The organism is Mesorhizobium sp. RIZ17 (genome assembly GCF_051127865.1).
Taxonomy (GTDB): Bacteria; Pseudomonadota; Alphaproteobacteria; order Rhizobiales; family Rhizobiaceae; genus Mesorhizobium; species Mesorhizobium humile.
Genome location: NZ_CP147861.1, coordinates 2,171,196 through 2,186,024, shown reverse-complemented (window position 1 = coordinate 2,186,024; position 14,829 = coordinate 2,171,196). Strand labels below are relative to the sequence as shown.

The 14,829-nt window shown below is 65.9% G+C and carries 11 protein-coding genes; 3 read left to right on the top strand and 8 right to left on the bottom strand.

Features of this window, described 5'->3' with window-relative positions; all coding sequences use genetic code 11:
* Positions 1-67: 67 nt before the first annotated feature.
* Together deoC and WDX12_RS10800 are read right to left on the bottom strand one after the other, a co-directional pair.
* On the bottom strand, positions 68-1,114 hold the full coding sequence (gene deoC / locus WDX12_RS10805) for a deoxyribose-phosphate aldolase (RefSeq protein WP_434724854.1): 1,047 nt from the start codon (positions 1,112-1,114) through the stop codon (positions 68-70).
* Between the two features lie 394 nt (positions 1,115-1,508).
* Positions 1,509-2,336 (bottom strand): ferredoxin--NADP reductase, encoded by an 828-nt coding sequence (locus WDX12_RS10800; protein ID WP_434724853.1) that lies wholly within the window; start codon positions 2,334-2,336, stop codon positions 1,509-1,511.
* 221 nt (positions 2,337-2,557) lie between these two features.
* On the opposite strand from WDX12_RS10800, the gene WDX12_RS10795 reads away from it, so the two are divergent.
* Both WDX12_RS10795 and WDX12_RS10790 read left to right on the top strand, forming a co-directional pair.
* Positions 2,558-4,630 carry a hydantoinase/oxoprolinase family protein gene (locus WDX12_RS10795; protein ID WP_434724852.1) on the top strand — a complete coding sequence of 691 codons (2,073 nt, stop codon included), beginning with the start codon at positions 2,558-2,560 and terminating at the stop codon, positions 4,628-4,630.
* Position 4,631: 1 nt separating this feature from the next.
* Complete coding sequence (locus WDX12_RS10790) at positions 4,632-6,320, top strand: hydantoinase B/oxoprolinase family protein (protein ID WP_434724851.1); 1,689 nt, start codon at positions 4,632-4,634, stop codon at positions 6,318-6,320.
* A gap of 264 nt (positions 6,321-6,584) precedes the next feature.
* Here the strand turns inward: WDX12_RS10790 and WDX12_RS10785 are convergent, their stop codons facing one another.
* The 6 genes from WDX12_RS10785 to WDX12_RS10760 all read right to left on the bottom strand — a co-directional run bounded on the left by WDX12_RS10785 (position 6,585) and on the right by WDX12_RS10760 (position 13,724).
* Complete coding sequence (locus tag WDX12_RS10785; protein ID WP_320294459.1) at positions 6,585-7,046, bottom strand: MarR family winged helix-turn-helix transcriptional regulator; 462 nt, start codon at positions 7,044-7,046, stop codon at positions 6,585-6,587.
* Positions 7,043-7,627, bottom strand: a complete 585-nt coding sequence (locus WDX12_RS10780; protein WP_434724850.1) for an amino acid synthesis family protein — start codon at positions 7,625-7,627, stop codon at positions 7,043-7,045. Before WDX12_RS10780 ends, WDX12_RS10785 begins: the two co-directional genes overlap by 4 nt.
* Positions 7,620-8,504 (bottom strand): UPF0280 family protein, encoded by an 885-nt coding sequence (locus WDX12_RS10775; RefSeq protein ID WP_434724849.1) that lies wholly within the window; start codon positions 8,502-8,504, stop codon positions 7,620-7,622. Before WDX12_RS10775 ends, WDX12_RS10780 begins: the two co-directional genes overlap by 8 nt.
* The gene (locus tag WDX12_RS10770; protein ID WP_434724848.1) at positions 8,504-10,045 is read right to left on the bottom strand and encodes a 6-hydroxynicotinate reductase; all 1,542 of its coding nucleotides are present in this window, start codon (positions 10,043-10,045) and stop codon (positions 8,504-8,506) included. The genes WDX12_RS10775 and WDX12_RS10770 overlap by 1 nt, the downstream gene beginning before the upstream one ends.
* On the bottom strand, positions 10,042-12,789 hold the full coding sequence (locus WDX12_RS10765; RefSeq protein WP_434725609.1) for a molybdopterin-dependent oxidoreductase: 2,748 nt from the start codon (positions 12,787-12,789) through the stop codon (positions 10,042-10,044). The genes WDX12_RS10770 and WDX12_RS10765 overlap by 4 nt, the downstream gene beginning before the upstream one ends.
* A 77-nt stretch (positions 12,790-12,866) precedes the next feature.
* Complete coding sequence (locus WDX12_RS10760; RefSeq protein ID WP_320294099.1) at positions 12,867-13,724, bottom strand: FAD binding domain-containing protein; 858 nt, start codon at positions 13,722-13,724, stop codon at positions 12,867-12,869.
* Positions 13,725-14,024: 300 nt separating this feature from the next.
* Between WDX12_RS10760 and pncA the strand changes: the two genes are divergently transcribed.
* The gene (pncA, locus tag WDX12_RS10755) at positions 14,025-14,639 is read left to right on the top strand and encodes a bifunctional nicotinamidase/pyrazinamidase (protein ID WP_434724847.1); all 615 of its coding nucleotides are present in this window, start codon (positions 14,025-14,027) and stop codon (positions 14,637-14,639) included.
* Positions 14,640-14,829 lie beyond the last annotated feature (190 nt).

The window sequence follows — 14,829 nt, the reverse complement described above, 5'->3', positions numbered from 1 at the left end:
GCACTCGCAAGAGAGGATTTTTAGCGAAGCCGGCGAAGGAACTCGGCGTTCACGGCCTTCACTCGCCTCACGCCATCGCGTGGCGATGGTTGGCCGAATAATGGCCGGTCAAATGATGTTCGAGCTGGCGTTCGATGTCGGTGAGCAGGCTGGAGGCGCCGAAGCGGAACAGGTCCGGCTCGAGCCAGGGCCGGCCAAGCTCTTCCTTCATCAGCACCAGCCAGTCGAGCGAGACCTTGGCGGTTGAGATGCCGCCGGCCGGCTTGAAACCGATGAGGTAGCCCGTCTCCTCGAAATAGGCGCGGATGGCGCGCACCATGGCAAGGCCGACGGGAAGCGTGGCGTTGACGCTTTCCTTGCCGGTCGACGTCTTGATGAAATCGGCGCCCGCCATCATCGCAACCATGGAGGCGAGCATCACGTTGCGCAGTGTCGCAAGGTCGCCGGTGCCGAGAATGACCTTGAGATGCGCCTCGCCGCAGGCGGCGCGCATGGCGACGATCTCGTTGAAAAGCTCGCGCCATTTGGCGCCGTAGACCAGGCCGCGCGGAATGACGACATCGATCTCGTCGGCGCCGTCCTTCACCGAGGCCTCGATCTCCTGCAGGCGGGTCGACAGCGGCGCAAGCCCATGCGGGAAGGCGGTGGAGACGGCGGCGACATGGATGCCGGTGCCGCGCACGGCGTCGACCGCGGTGGCGACGAAGGGATGGTAGACACAGACGGCCGCCGGACGGATGGTTTCGCCTGATATGCCGAGCCCTTCGACAATATCGCGGCGCAGCGGGTTGATCGCCTTGGCGCAGAGCCGGCGCACGCGCTCGTCCGTGTCGTTGGAGTTCAGCGTGGTCAGGTCCATGCAGGCGATGGCCCGCAGCAGCCAGGCGGCCTGGTTGTCGGCCTTGATCGAGCGGCGCTTGGTGAGCGTGACGACCCGGCGCTCCAGCGCCGAGCGGTTGACGCTGCGCACCGATTCCAGGAAGCCGAGATCGAGCTTCATGCCGGGATTGCGGGCAATGCCATGCTCCAGCGGCAGCGGCGTGTTGGCGGCGGCGCGTGCCGGCAGCGGCATCACCTTGGAGGCGCCAGCGCCTGCTTCGCGGATCGTGCTCATCTCCTGCCCTTTCACTCAGCGACTTCAGCCGAAGATAACCCGCGAAGTTGTCCTTCACGAGTCCTTCAGTGGGTCATAGCGGAAAAAGGCGGCGGAAGCAGCCTGTTTTTGACCATATGGTCAAAGCAGCATGCTGGGTAGGCGCCGGCGTCGGAGATTGGCCGAAACGCCCATTCCTTCGTCATACTCGGGCTTGACCCGAGTATCCATGCCGTGACCTCTGCCGCAGAGCGCAACGGTGCAGAATTCTGTAACCGTCGCAACGCCTTAGCGTAACGGCATGGATTCCAGGGTCTGCGCGCGTCGCTCCGCTCCTTGCTTCGCCCTAGAACGACGAAGCGCGAATGTCGTCGCTAATCTCAGACGCTTCAACAGAGCTGGCTGGCGGCGCGCCTCAGCCGACGAAGGCGCGCTCGACGACGAAGCTGGCGGGATGGCTCAAGGAGCCTTCCTGGAAGCCAAGGCTCTCGGCGAGTTCCTTGACGTCCTTCAGCATATGCATCGAGCCGCAGATCATGATGCGGTCTGTCTCGGGATTGAGCTTGTCGATGCCGAGGTCGGAATAGAACTTGCCCGAGCCGATCAGCGCGGTGATGCGGCCCATGCGCGCCGACTCTTCCCGCGTCGTCGAATTGTAAAGCGTGACGCGGCCGCCGGTCAGCTCGCCGATCAGCGGATCGCTCTCCAGCGCCGCGACCAGCTCCTGGCCGTAGGTGAGCTCGGCATTGTCGCGGCAGGTGTGGGTGAGGATGACCTCGTCGAACTTCTCGTAGGTGTCGGGGTCGCGCAGCAGGCTGGCGAAGGGCGCGATGCCGGTGCCGGTCGAGATCATGACCACGCGCTTGGCGGGCGTCAGCGCGTCGAGCACCAGCGTGCCGGTCGACTTCTGGCGCATGATGACGGTATCGCCGACCTGGATCTTCTGCAGCTCGGAGGTCAGCGGACCGTCCGGCACCTTGATCGAGAAGAATTCGAGCTCGTCGTCCCAGGAGGGGCTGGCGACGGAGTAGGCGCGGAAGATCGGCTTTTCGGCATTGGGCAGGCCGATCATGACGAACTCGCCGGAGCGGAAGCGCAGCGACTGCGGCCGGGTGATGCGGAAGGAAAACAGCCGGTCGGTGTAATGCTTCACCGACACCACGGTCTCGGCATAGACATTGGCCGGGACGGGGAACTGCAGCGGCTTCGAGCCGGCGACGTTCAACGCGGATGTCGTGTTCATTCCAACCCAACTTTCCGGCCCAGATGGAACGCACCGGGCGCCAAACTTTTCCTGCGCGCCCGAACGGTCAGGTTCCGGCGTGCTCCCTGCACACTGCCAAGCGGTAAGCTCTTGTGTCCGGAATTTATTAGTATACAAATGATCTCCAGGTCAAGATGGCAGCGTAAAACGCCTTTCCAAACCAAGGCATATCCGTAGTCCTGGCATTTCGGGTTTCGGCAATGAATGAGAAATTTTCGGCATCGGCGGGAAGTGTCGTTGCCGGCATCGATGTCGGCGGAACCTTCACCGATCTGTTGCTGATAGACGGCAAGGCGGGCGGAAAAGTCCATATCGCCAAGACGCCGACCACGGTCGAAAACCAGGCCTTTGGCGTGGTCTCAGCACTTGGCGCGACAGGCTTTCCGATCGACGGCATCGACCTCATCGTGCACGGCACCACGACCACCACCAACGCCGTGCTGGAGCGCCGGCTGGCAAGGACCGGCATGATCACCACGCGCGGCTTTCGCGACGTGATCGAGCTTGGCCGGCGCACAAGGCCGCAGGCCTATGGCATGACGGGCACTTTTGTCCCCGTCATTCCCCGCGACCTTCGGCTCGAAGTATCGGAGCGGGTAGAGGCTTCGGGCGCGGTGCGCATTCAGCTCGACGAAGCCGAAATGCGCGACGCGGTGAAAAAGCTGCTCGACGCCGGTTGCGAGTCGCTGGTCATCCACTTCCTGCATTCCTACGCCAACCCCGCGCATGAACGGCGGGCGGCGGAGATCGCGGCGGAGCTCTGGCCGAACGGCCACATCACCACTGGACATGCGCTGCTTTCGGAAGCGCGCGAGTTCGAGCGCGGCGTGACGGCGGCCGTCAACGCCTCGGTGCAGCCGATCCTGGAGCGCTATGTCGAACGGCTGCGCAAGGAGCTGGCGGCAAAAGGCTACGCGCGCGACTTCCTGATCATGAACGGCAATGGCGGCATGATCTCGGCCCGCTTCGTCACGCTGGAATCGGCCAAGACCGTGATGTCCGGCCCGGCTTCCGGCGTCATCGCCGCCGCCTACACGGGCAAGCGCGCCGGCTTCGGCAATCTCGTCACCTACGACATGGGCGGCACCTCGACTGACGTGGCGCTAATCCGCAATGCGGAGCCCGCGGTGTCGAACGAGATCGAGATCGAATATGCGATGCCGATCCATGTGCCTATGGTGGCGGTGCACACGGTCGGCGCCGGCGGCGGCTCGATCGCGCGCGTCGACGCGGCCGGGCTGATCCAGATCGGCCCCGAAAGCGCCGGCGCCAATCCGGGTCCGATCTGCTACGGGCGCGGCGGCCTGGAGCCGACCATCACCGACGCCAATCTGGTGCTTGGCCGGCTGGCGCCGAAGAAACTGCTCGCGGTCGACAACCCTGTGACCGTTGAACGCGTGACCGGCATTTTCGAGGACAAGATCGGCAAGCGTACCGGCCTTTCCGGCGTCGAGGCCGCGGGTGCCGTGCTTCGGCTCGGCAACATGAAGATGGCGGGCGCCATCCGCATGGTGTCGGTGTCGCGCGGCCACGACCCGCGTGATTTCGCGCTGTTCGCCTTCGGCGGCGCCGGGCCGCTGCATGCGACGGCGCTCGCCCGCGAGCTCGGCCTGCCCCGGGTGCTGGTGCCGGCGCGCCCCGGCATCACCAACGCGCTCGGCTGCGTCGTCGCGGATTTACGCCACGACTTCGTCAACACAATCAACCAGCCGGTCAAGTTGCTCGATGAAGCTGCGCTTCGCGAGGTGTTGGAACGGCACCGAAACGAAGGCGAGGCGCTGATCGCCAAGGAAGCGGTGAAGCCGGACGCGATCCGCGTGACGCATTCCGCCGACATGCAGTTCGTCGGCCAGACACACATCATCAACGTGCCGCTGCCCTCCTCATCGGTTTCACGAGAAACGCTGCAGCTTCTGTTCGAAAAAGCCTATTTCGCGCGCTTCAAGGTCGAGCTGCCGGAGATCCGCGCCAATCTCGTCAACCTCAACACATCGGTCACCGGCGTGCGGCCGCAGATCGACCTGTCGAAGCTGATCGACCCGGCTGGCCGCACGGCGACGCTCGAGGAGGCGCGGCGCGAGATCCGGCCGGTCTGGTATCACGGCACATGGCACGACACGCCGGTCTATGCCCGCGAAAAGCTGCCGCTCGACGCCGTGATCGAGGGACCGGCGATCCTGGAGCAGATGGACGCCACCACCGTGCTCGAACCGGGCGACCGGGCGCGCTCGGACGCCGACGGCAACATCATCATCGACATCGGCGAGGCCTAAGATGGCGAAGCTCGACACGATCACGCTTTCGGTGTTGCAGGCCGCCCTGCAGCAGGTCTGCGACGAGATGGACCTGACCTTTTCCCGAGCGGCCTTCTCGCCGGTCATCGCGGAAGCCAACGACCGCTCCGATGGCATCTATTCGGCCGTCGACGGCTCGCTGATCGCGCAAGGTAGCCAGGGCCTGCCAGTATTCGTCGGGGTCATGCAATATTCGACGAAGACCGTGATCGAGATGATCGCCGACGGCCGATGCCTCGCTCCTGAGCCGGGCGACATTTACATCGTCAACGACCCCTATCTCGGCGGCACGCATCTGATGGACGTGCGCTTCGTCATGCCGGTCTACCGCGGCGGCAAGATCTTCTGCTGGCTTTCCAACACCGGCCATTGGCCGGACATCGGCGGCTCGGTGCCGGGTGGTTTCTCCGCCTCGGCCACCGCGGTCGAACAGGAAGGGCTCAGGCTGCCTCCGGTGAAACTGTTCAAGAAGGGCGTGCTCGATCCTGAGATCTACGCCATTATCTGCTCGAACATCCGGGTCGCCGACCAGCGCATCGGCGATATCCGCGCGCAGGCCGCCGCGTTGCTGATCGGTCAGGACAGACTCAACGAAATCCTGGATCGTTACGGTGACGAAACCGTCGTCGAAGCGATTGCCGAACTGCGCCGCCGCGCGGCGGAGCAGATGCGCGCCTCGATCGCTGCCATTCCGGACGGCGTCTATCGCTCGCAGGCTTTCGTCGATTCCGACGGGGTGGTGAACGAGCCGCTGACCATAGATCTTGCCGTCGAGAAGAAGGGCGATACGCTGACCTTCGACTTTGCTGGCTCGTCGAAACCCTGCGCCGGGCCGATGAACAGCGTGCTGGCGACCACGCTGTCGTCGGTCTACCTCGCCATGCGCCACATCTTCCCGGAAGTGCCGATCAGTGCCGGCGCTTTCGAGCCGCTGAACGTCAAACGGCCGGAAGGCACGTTCCTCGACGCCAAATATCCGCGACCGGTGTCGGGCTGCGCGGCCGAGGTGTCGCAGCGCATCGCCGAAGCGGTGTTCGCAGCGATGGTGCAGGCACTGCCGGAAAAGGTGACGGCGGCGCCCGCCGGCTCCAGCGGCAATTTCGCGCTTGGCGGCAACGATCCGGCGCGCGGCCGCGACTATGTCATGTACCAGATCTCCGGCGGCGGCTATGGCGGTAATGCCGACCACGACGGACTAAGCAATGGCTGCTCGACGATCGGCATTTCGAAGTCGCCGCCGGTCGAGATCATGGAGCAGGCTTTTCCGGTGCTCTACCGGCATTATGCGCTGCGCGAAGGCTCCGGCGGCGCGGGCAAGCATCGCGGCGGCTTCGGGCTCGCCTATGAGGTCGAGATATTGCGCGGCGAGGCGCGCGCGTCCTTCGTCATGGATCATGGCCGCTTCGGGCCGCAGGGCGCGTTGGGCGGCCGGGACGGCGCGCCGAACAGCGTGACCGTGTTCCGGGGCGGCGAAGCGCATGTGCCGCCCCATCTTTCCAAGGAGCAGGACATCGCGCTTAAGGCCGGCGACCGCGTGCGCGTCGGCACGCCGGGCGGCGGCGGCTATGGCGATCCGCGCCAGCGCGACCCGAAGCAGGTCGCAGAAGATGTCAGGCTCGGCTATTATACGGCCGAGCAGGCCAGGAAGATGTTTGGGGTGGAGGTGTAGGCGACGCGCTGGCGAACATGCCTGCGCCGCTGGATCCGCCTGTTTCGAGGTTAGCTGCAACGCGCATCGCGTCGTCATTCTATGGCGCAGCAAGGAGCGAAGCGACGCGCGCAGACCATAGAATCCATGCCGTTACGCAGAAGCGCCGCTCACGGTGCAGAATTCTGCTCCGCTGCTTTCTTCGGCTGAGGTAACGGCATGGATTCCAGGGTCTTCGCGACGGAGCTTCGCTCCTGCTTCGCCCTGGAATGACGAAGTTGGGGGCTAAGCAAGCTTCGCCAGCAACCTGAGAAAAGTCGCCGCTTCCTTGGCCGTGAGCGGCGCCAGCGTTTCCTCGGTGATGGTGCGGGCTAAAGGGATCAGCCGCTCGATCGCTGCGCGGCCTTCCGGCGTCAGATTGACCAGCAGCCGCCTTTTGTCGACCTCGTGCTTGGAAACCTCGACCAGCCCGCGCGCCTTCAGCCGGTCGATGACGCCCTTCACGGTGGCGGCGTCCATCGCGATGAGCGTCCCCAACTGGTTCTGCGAGGTCTCGCCAATATCGTGAAGCTTGGCCAGAGCGGCGAATTGCGGCGGCGTCAGGTCGCCGATCTGCGAGGCGAAGATCGCGACATGGCGCTGATGAGCCTTGCGCAGGATGAAGCCGACCTGGTCCTGCAGATGGTAGTTGTTCTCGTCGCCGTCTTCGGCCTCCACCAGCCGCAGCAGATTGTCCTCGCCGCTCATCTCAGGCCGTCCCATGCCTTGATGTCCTCAGCCGCCAGGCCACCCATGCGGTCGTGGACGCGCGGGCCGCAGGTCATGGCGAGGCAAAACAGGATCTCGTCGGGGCGCGGGCCGTCGCTGATGCCCACTTCCATGGCATCGAAATGGCTGCGCACATAGGCGGCATTGATGTGGCCGAGCGGCACGTCGAGCCGCGAGCCGAAGGCGCCGACCTTCTTCGCCGACGGCACGATCGCCTTGGCGTCACCCAGGCGCTCGCGCATGGCGTAGCCGCCGGGCACATGCCACAGCGCGCCGTGCTCCAGTTCGCCGGCGGAGCCGACGATGGCGCCCTTGCCGTAGCCGTCGATCTTCTTCACATCGCCGCCGAGCGCCGCGACCAGCCTGTCGGAGAGCAGCAGCCCGAGCGGCTTCAAGTCCTCCATCGCGCCCTGCAAATCCTCGACATAGCGGCCGGCGAAGGGATTTTTCACCACAGCCATGGCTGCGGCACGCAAGCGCGGCTCTTTAGCCACGGGGCCGCCATCATGAAAAATCTCCTCGGTCAGGACCGCGACCTTGCGGATCGGAAAGTCAGGCATGGGCAGTTTCCTTCGCTTTATGTTTGTTGGGCGCGGCGAGCGCCACCGAACCACTGATGCGGGCCTCGCCCGCCAGGAACAGCGCCGATGCGGCGATCAGGCCGCGCCGGCGAAAATCTTCGGCGACGGCAAGGCCGTTGTCCAGCGCCCGCGCAATCTCGCCGGGCGTGAGCGCGCCGACGCTCTGCGTCACCAGCATCTCACCGAGATCGCTGTCGGGCGCCAGGTCGCGCGCCGCGGCGCGGGCGATGGCGGGATGTCCAGGCAGGTCGACGGCGTTGGCGATCAGCGTCGCCGCCGCGTCGGCCTCCGCGCCGGTGCGCGCCAGCACCGTGACGGCGTCGGCGATGCCCAGCGAAAACGAGCGCCCGCGCCAGCCGCTGGTGGCTACGCCGCGCACGCCATCCTGAGCACGAATGGTGACACGATCGGCCATGCCATTGCCGGTGCCGGCAATCGCGACCGTCATCGACTGACTTCCACCGAGATGGAGGGCGCAATCGCCGCCATTGTTGACGTAGGCGCGATCGAGCCGGCGGCCGGCGAGCAGGGCCCCAAGAATTTCGTCGGCTACCGAACCGGCAACGGCGGCCATCGGCGTGATGAAGCATTCCGCCAGCGACGTGACGGCCGCTTCCATGCGGCGCGCCGTAGGGCCGGCAAAACTGCGCGGCGCCAGGAAGAAGGCGGGAAGCCGCAGTTCGGGCAGCTCTTCGACCACCTCGATCAGGATCGTCTGAAAGCGGGCGACTGCCTGTTCGTAAGCGGCGCGGCATTCATCCGCATCGCCAAAGGCCTCGACGACCAGGTCGATCGGCCCGTGGTTGAGATGGAGTCGCCTGCCGTCGGCAAGCCAATGCGCCTGCGGGCCGTTCATCAGCCGGCACCGTTCGCCGCTGAACGCCGCAGTTGCGCCAGCGGCGGCCAGGGATTGCCGGCCGGCGCGCCGGTGTTGCTGCGCGGATTGAGATACTCGCCGCCCTTGGCGAGGATATCCTCGACGCTGCGTATCTCGCTCTCATAGCCGCCGAGCCGGACATAGTCGTCGCGGCGCATGGTGAACTCGATCGGCGCCACCAGCGCCGGCGTCGGCACATAGCCGAAAGCGCCTTCCGGCACGCGGGTGACGTCGACCATCAGCGTGATGCCGCCGCCCGGCCAGACATAGACCGGCGCGCCGCCGACCGTCACATAGGTCTTCAGGCCCTGCACCGAGCGGGTGAGGTTGACCGGGTTTTCGGTTACGCCGGCGCGCAGCGAGCCGCCGGCGCCGCCGATGAAGAGAACCGTGCACAAAGCCGGCTCGCAATTGTCCTCGATCAGGCCGACGGACTTTTGCAGCCGCTCGGGAAATGGCTTTTGGACCGGCTTCAACTGGTCGTCCAGCTCGTAATAGGCGAACTGCTCGCCGGTGGTCGACACCATCAGCATGGACAGGCCGGGACGCGCGCCCTTCTTGGCGTTCCAGTCGCCGAGGATCGACAGCGGGTCGGAGATCGTCGTCCCACCCCAGCCGAGGCCGGGTTCCGAGACCTTGAAATAGCGGCCGGGGGTCGAGCGACGGCCGATGATCTTTATCCCGGTGTCCTCCCAGCCCAGCACCTTGCCGGCCTGATGCTCGGAGACGACGCCGGTGATGTGGTCGTCGACCACCACGACCTCGTTGACCAGCCCGCGCCATTGCGTGGCGAACATGCCGATGGTGGCCGAGCCGCAGCCGACGCGCATGCGGTGCTCGACCTTGCCATCGATGACCGGCGCCTTGCCGGCCTCGACGATGACCGTCGCGCCACCGTCGATAGTGAGCTCGACCGGCTTCCTGTTGCAAAGATTGAGCATTGCGTCGCAGGTGGCGCGCCCCTCGGCCTTGGAGCCGCCGGTGAGGTGATGAACGCCGCCGAGCGACAGCATCTGCGAGCCATATTCGCCGGTCGTCACATGGCCGATCGCTTCGCCTTGCGAGCGCACGATCGCCGTCTCGTCGCCGATATGGCGATCGGTGTCGATCTTCACCTTGACGCCGCAATAGGAGAAGATGCCTTCGGTGACGACGGTGACGAGATCGACGCCCTCGACCTCCTGGCTGACGATGAAGGGCGCCGGCTTATAATCCGGATAGGTGGTGCCGGCACCGATCGCCGTGACGAAGCGGCGGCCGGTGTTGACCAGCTCGCCATTCCAGGCTTCGCCCTCGGCGACGAAAGGCACGACGGCGCCGCCGGTTTCGGCCGCGTGATCGAGGATGGTCAGCGGGTCCATGCGCACGATGCGGCCGCCGACATTGCCGTAGCGGTCGCAGGCGCCGGTGCGGCCATCGGCGATGTAGCACATGACCGGACAGGCATCGCAGCGGATCTTTTCCGCCACCTGCTTCTCGCCGGGATCGTGGGTTTCGAAACGTTCGGCAAGCTCGCTCATCGGCGCGCCTCCTTCTCGCGGATCGCCGCCAGGATGCGGCTCGGCGTCGCCGGCACCTTGGTGACCAGGACGCCGGTGGCGTGGCGGATGGCGTTGAGGATCGCCGGTGCCGTCGGGATCAGCACATGTTCGCCCAGGCCCTTGGCGCCGAAGGGCCCTTCCGGATCCGGAACCTCGACCAGAATATGCTCGACCGGCGGCACGTCGCCGATGGTCGGGATAAGGTAATCGTGCAGGTTCTCGGTGCGGCCGGGGATGTATTCCTCCATCAGCGCCATGCCGATGCCCTGGGCGATGCCGCCTTCGATCTGACCTTCGACCAGCACCGGGTTGATCGCCTTGCCGACATCATGCGCGGCGGTGATCCTGATCAGTTTCACCGTGCCCAGCTTGAGGTCGACCTCGAGCTCGGCGATCTGCGCGCCATAGCCATAGACGGCATAGGGTTTGCCTTGCCCCTTGGCGTCGAGCGGCAGCGTGGGCGGGTCGTAGGTTTCTTCCGCGACGAACACCAGGCCGTCGGCATCGGCCTTTAGCGCCGCAAGATCGATGCGCCGCGCGGCATCGCCTTCGCGGATGGATAGGTTCGCGCCGTCGAGCGTGATCGTCGCCTGATCGGAGACATTGGCGAAGCGCAGGATTTTTTCGCGCAGCGCCCGGCCTGCCTTCTCCGCCGCCTTGCCGGTTACAAAGGTCTGCCGAGAGGCGGATGTTTTGCCGGCGTCGGGCGTGATGGCGGTGTCGGCGCTCTTCAGCCTGAACCTGTCCAGCGGCAGGCCGAGCGCGTCGGCGCAGATCTGGGAGATGACCGTGTTGGAGCCCTGGCCGATATCGACGGCGCCCTGGTGCAGGACAACGTCGCCGAGGGCCGAGATGCCGACCTTGATGGTCGAGGGATTGGGCAGCGAGGTGTTGCCGCAGCCATACCAGCAGGAGGCGACGCCGACGCCGCGCTTGCTTGCCGTGTTGTTGGCATTGAAGGTCTCAGCGTCGGCCAGCGCACGTGCCCAATGCGGTTGAAGCTGCTCTAGGCATTCGCCGATGCCGACGCCCGAGTCGAGGCGCTGGCCGGTGACCGTTTCACAGCCGTCGCGCAGGCAGTTCTTCAGGCGGAAATCCAGCCGATCGATGCCCAGCTTGCCGGCGAGCTCGTCATAGAGCGTTTCCTGCATGATGGTCGCCTGCGGCACGCCGAAGCCGCGGAAGGCGCCGGCGATCGGGCCGTTGGTGTGGATGGCATAGCCGGCGGCGCGGTAGTTCGGCGTCAGATAGGGGCCGGAGGCATGCACCGGTACGCGGTTGGCGACTGTCGGCCCCCAGCTTGCGTAAGCACCTGTGTTGAAATCGCCCTCGAAGACCATGCCGGTGACGCGGCCTTCGGCATCGGCGCCGATGGTCGCCTTCATCTCGGCCGGGTGGCGCTTGGTGGTCGACATCATCGATTCGTTGCGCGTGTAGGCAAGTGCCGCCGGCCGCCCGGTCTTCATCGCCACGAGGCCGATGAGCGGCTGCAGCGAGACATCGAGCTTCGAGCCGAAGCCACCGCCGGTGGCGGTCGGCACGATGCGCACCTTGTCGACGGCAAGGCCCAGCACCTTCGCCGTCTCGTCGCGGTCCATATAGGGCGCCTGGGTGCAGGCGACGACGACCAGCGTGTCGCCATCCATATAGGCGTAGCCGGCTTCCGGCTCGATATAGGCGTGCTCGACAAAGGAGGTCTCGATGGTCCCCGACACGGTGGCAGCGGAAGCCGCCAGCGCTCCTTCAGGATCGCCGCGCTCGACATAGCCGGAGGTGAGCAGGTTCGCCGGCCGGTGGCTGTGGATCAGCGCGGCCCCCTCGGCCTTCGCCTCGCCAGGCTGCAGAACATGCGGCAGTTCCGTCCATGAGATCGGAAAATCCGTCAGGTCGAGATCGACGATCGCCTCGCGTTCGCCCGCCACCAGCGCCACCGCCTCGCCACGCAGACGGGCAAAGCCCTCGGCCAGCGCCGGCTGGTCGGCAAAGGGGCCGATGACGCCGAAGCAATTCTTGCCAGGAATGTCGGCGGCGGTGAAGACGCCGGCGATGCCGGGATGCGCCTTGGTCCAGGCGTCAAGGTCGCCGAAGCTGAAGCGGGCATGATAATGCGGCGAGCGGACGACAAGCACCGCCAGGGCATCGGCCGGAAAGGAATCGCCGCCGAACATCTCGTCGCCCGTGACTTTCGGCACGCCGTCGAGACGGATGGGAGAGGCGCCAACCGCACGCCCGGCTTCGGGCAGACGATGATCGATGTCGTTCATATGCCGCGAGGCACCCATCACCGCCGCGACGATCTTCCTGTAGCCGGTGCAGCGGCAAAGCACGCCACCCAGCGCGTCCTGCGTCTCGGCCTCGCTCGGCGTGGGGTTGCGTTCTAGAAGCGCGGTGGCCGCGACCAGCAGGCCAGGCGTGCAGATGCCGCATTGCGCGGCGCCATGCTCTAGGAACGAGGCCTGCAGGGCGGACAGCCGGCCATTGGCAAGGCCTTCGACGGTGGTGACGGAAGCGCCGGACACCGAGGCCGCCGGCATCAGGCAGGCGCAGACCGGATTGCCGTCGACCAGCACGGTGCAGGCACCGCAATCGCCGGCATCGCAGCCGACCTTGGTGCCGGTCAGCCGCAGCTCGTCGCGCAAAACCTGCGACAGGCGGCGCACCGGCGGCACCGACACGTTGACAGCAGCGCCGTTGACCTCGAAGGCAATGTCGGCGCGCTCCATGCCGGATTGGGCCATGCCGGACTGGGCCACCCCGGACTGGGCCACGCCGGATCGGGTCATGCCGGACTGGGCAATGCTCATGCGGCCACCTTGCCTTCACCGGGGTCGATTGCGGCGCGCACCGCGCGAGCGACGATCTCGCGCGCCGCTTGCTCCCGGTACTCGGCGCTGCCGCGCACATCGGCGATCGGCGACAGTTCGTCGATCGGCGCGGACAGCGCCGCTTCGGCGAGTGCCTCATCGATCGGGCGCCCGCGCAGGGCCGCTTCGACCCCGGCGAGACGGCGGGCGACCGCCGAGCAGGAGCCGACGGCGATCGCCGCTTCGGCGACGACGCCATTCTCGACCACGAGCCGCGCCGCGGCCATGGCGATCGAGATGACAAGATAGCGGCGGGCGCCGAGCTTGACGAAGGCTGAGGCGCCGATGCCGGAACGCTTCGGCACGCGAATGGCGGTGACCATCTCGCCGGGCTGCAGCGCCGTGCGACGATTGCCGAGGATGAACGCGCCGAGCGGCAGATGGCGGATGGCTTTCGCCGAGCGCAATTCGATGTCGGCGTCGAGCGTCAGCAGCGCCGGTACGCCGTCGGCCGCAGGCGAGGCGTTGCAGAGATTGCCGGCAACGGAAGCGACATTCTGGATCTGGACCGAGCCGACCTCGCGTGCGGCCGATTTCAACGCGTCGAATGACGCCGGCAAGGAGTGGCGCACGATGTCGGTCCAGGTCGTGCGGGCGCCGATCCGCCAATGATCGCCCGTCTCGGCGATGCCGCGCAGTTCGGCGAGACCGTTGATGTCGAGGATGTTGTCGCGGAAGGGTTTGGCGCCCTGCGCCGGATAGAAATCCGTGCCGCCGGCCAGAATGCGCCAGCGATCCTCGCCAAGCAAAGCGAGCGCCTCGTCGACCGTGGTGGGTTTCGCGTAACGGATCACGCTTTGCCTTCCCGAAAAGGGCCTTCCCAGAGCTTAGGCCTTCCCGTGGCCTCCCGAAGTGCCGGCTTCGGGTCTTCTTGCCGGTCTCCAGACCGGTCAAATTCATTCGTATGCAAATGATATCAGGCCGGTCGCAATTGTCAAAGCCGGAGTTTGCGCCGCCAAGACCTCAACGCGATTGTTATGGCGCCGGAGGTTGACGCCGCCGGCCATCTGGTCAAGGTTCCGTGTCCGGTCGCGTGAGCGGCTTTTTGACTGGAGCCCAAGCCGGACGAGAGGGCTGAAACGAGAGGGAGCCGCATGGCCGAAGAAGCGCTCATCGTCATCGACCTGCAGAACGATTTTTGTCCCGGCGGCGCGCTGGCGGTTGCCGGCGGCGACGAGATCGTGCCTTTGGTCAACGACCTGATCCGGCGCAGCGAGCATGTGATCCTGACGCAGGACTGGCACCCCGCCGGCCATTCGAGCTTCGCCTCCAGCCATCCCGGCAAGCAGGCCTTTGAAACGATCGAGATGCCCTACGGGCCGCAGACGCTGTGGCCGGATCATTGCATCCAGGGCAGTCTCGGCTCCGATTTCCATTCCGGGCTTGCCTGGACCAAGGCCGAACTGGTGGTCCGCAAAGGGTTCCGCACGGCGATCGACTCCTATTCGGCCTTCTTCGAGAACGATCACACGACGCCGACCGGCCTCGGAGGCTATCTGAAGGAACGCGGCATCGACACGATCACCCTGGTCGGCCTCGCCGCCGACTTCTGCGTCGCCTTCTCGGCGCTCGACGCGGTGAAGCAGGGCTTTAAGACAACGGTGCGGCTCGACGCCTGCCGCGGCATCGACCTCAACGGTTCGGTCGAGATGATGCTGAAGCGGATGGACGAAGCCGGCGTGACGCTCGAAGACCATTCGGCGGACTGACCGGGCTGTGGGGAAGGCGAAGATTCCTTCCGCGTGGGGAGACCCCCTCACCCGGATTGTCAACTTGCAGCGCCGGGATGCGGGCTCCCCCTTCTCCCCTTGTGGGGTGAGAAGCGGTCCGCGCAGCGGACGAAAAGCCAATTGCTTGGTTTTTCGAGCTTCGAACGCCCTGAGCCTGCGAAGGGCCGGG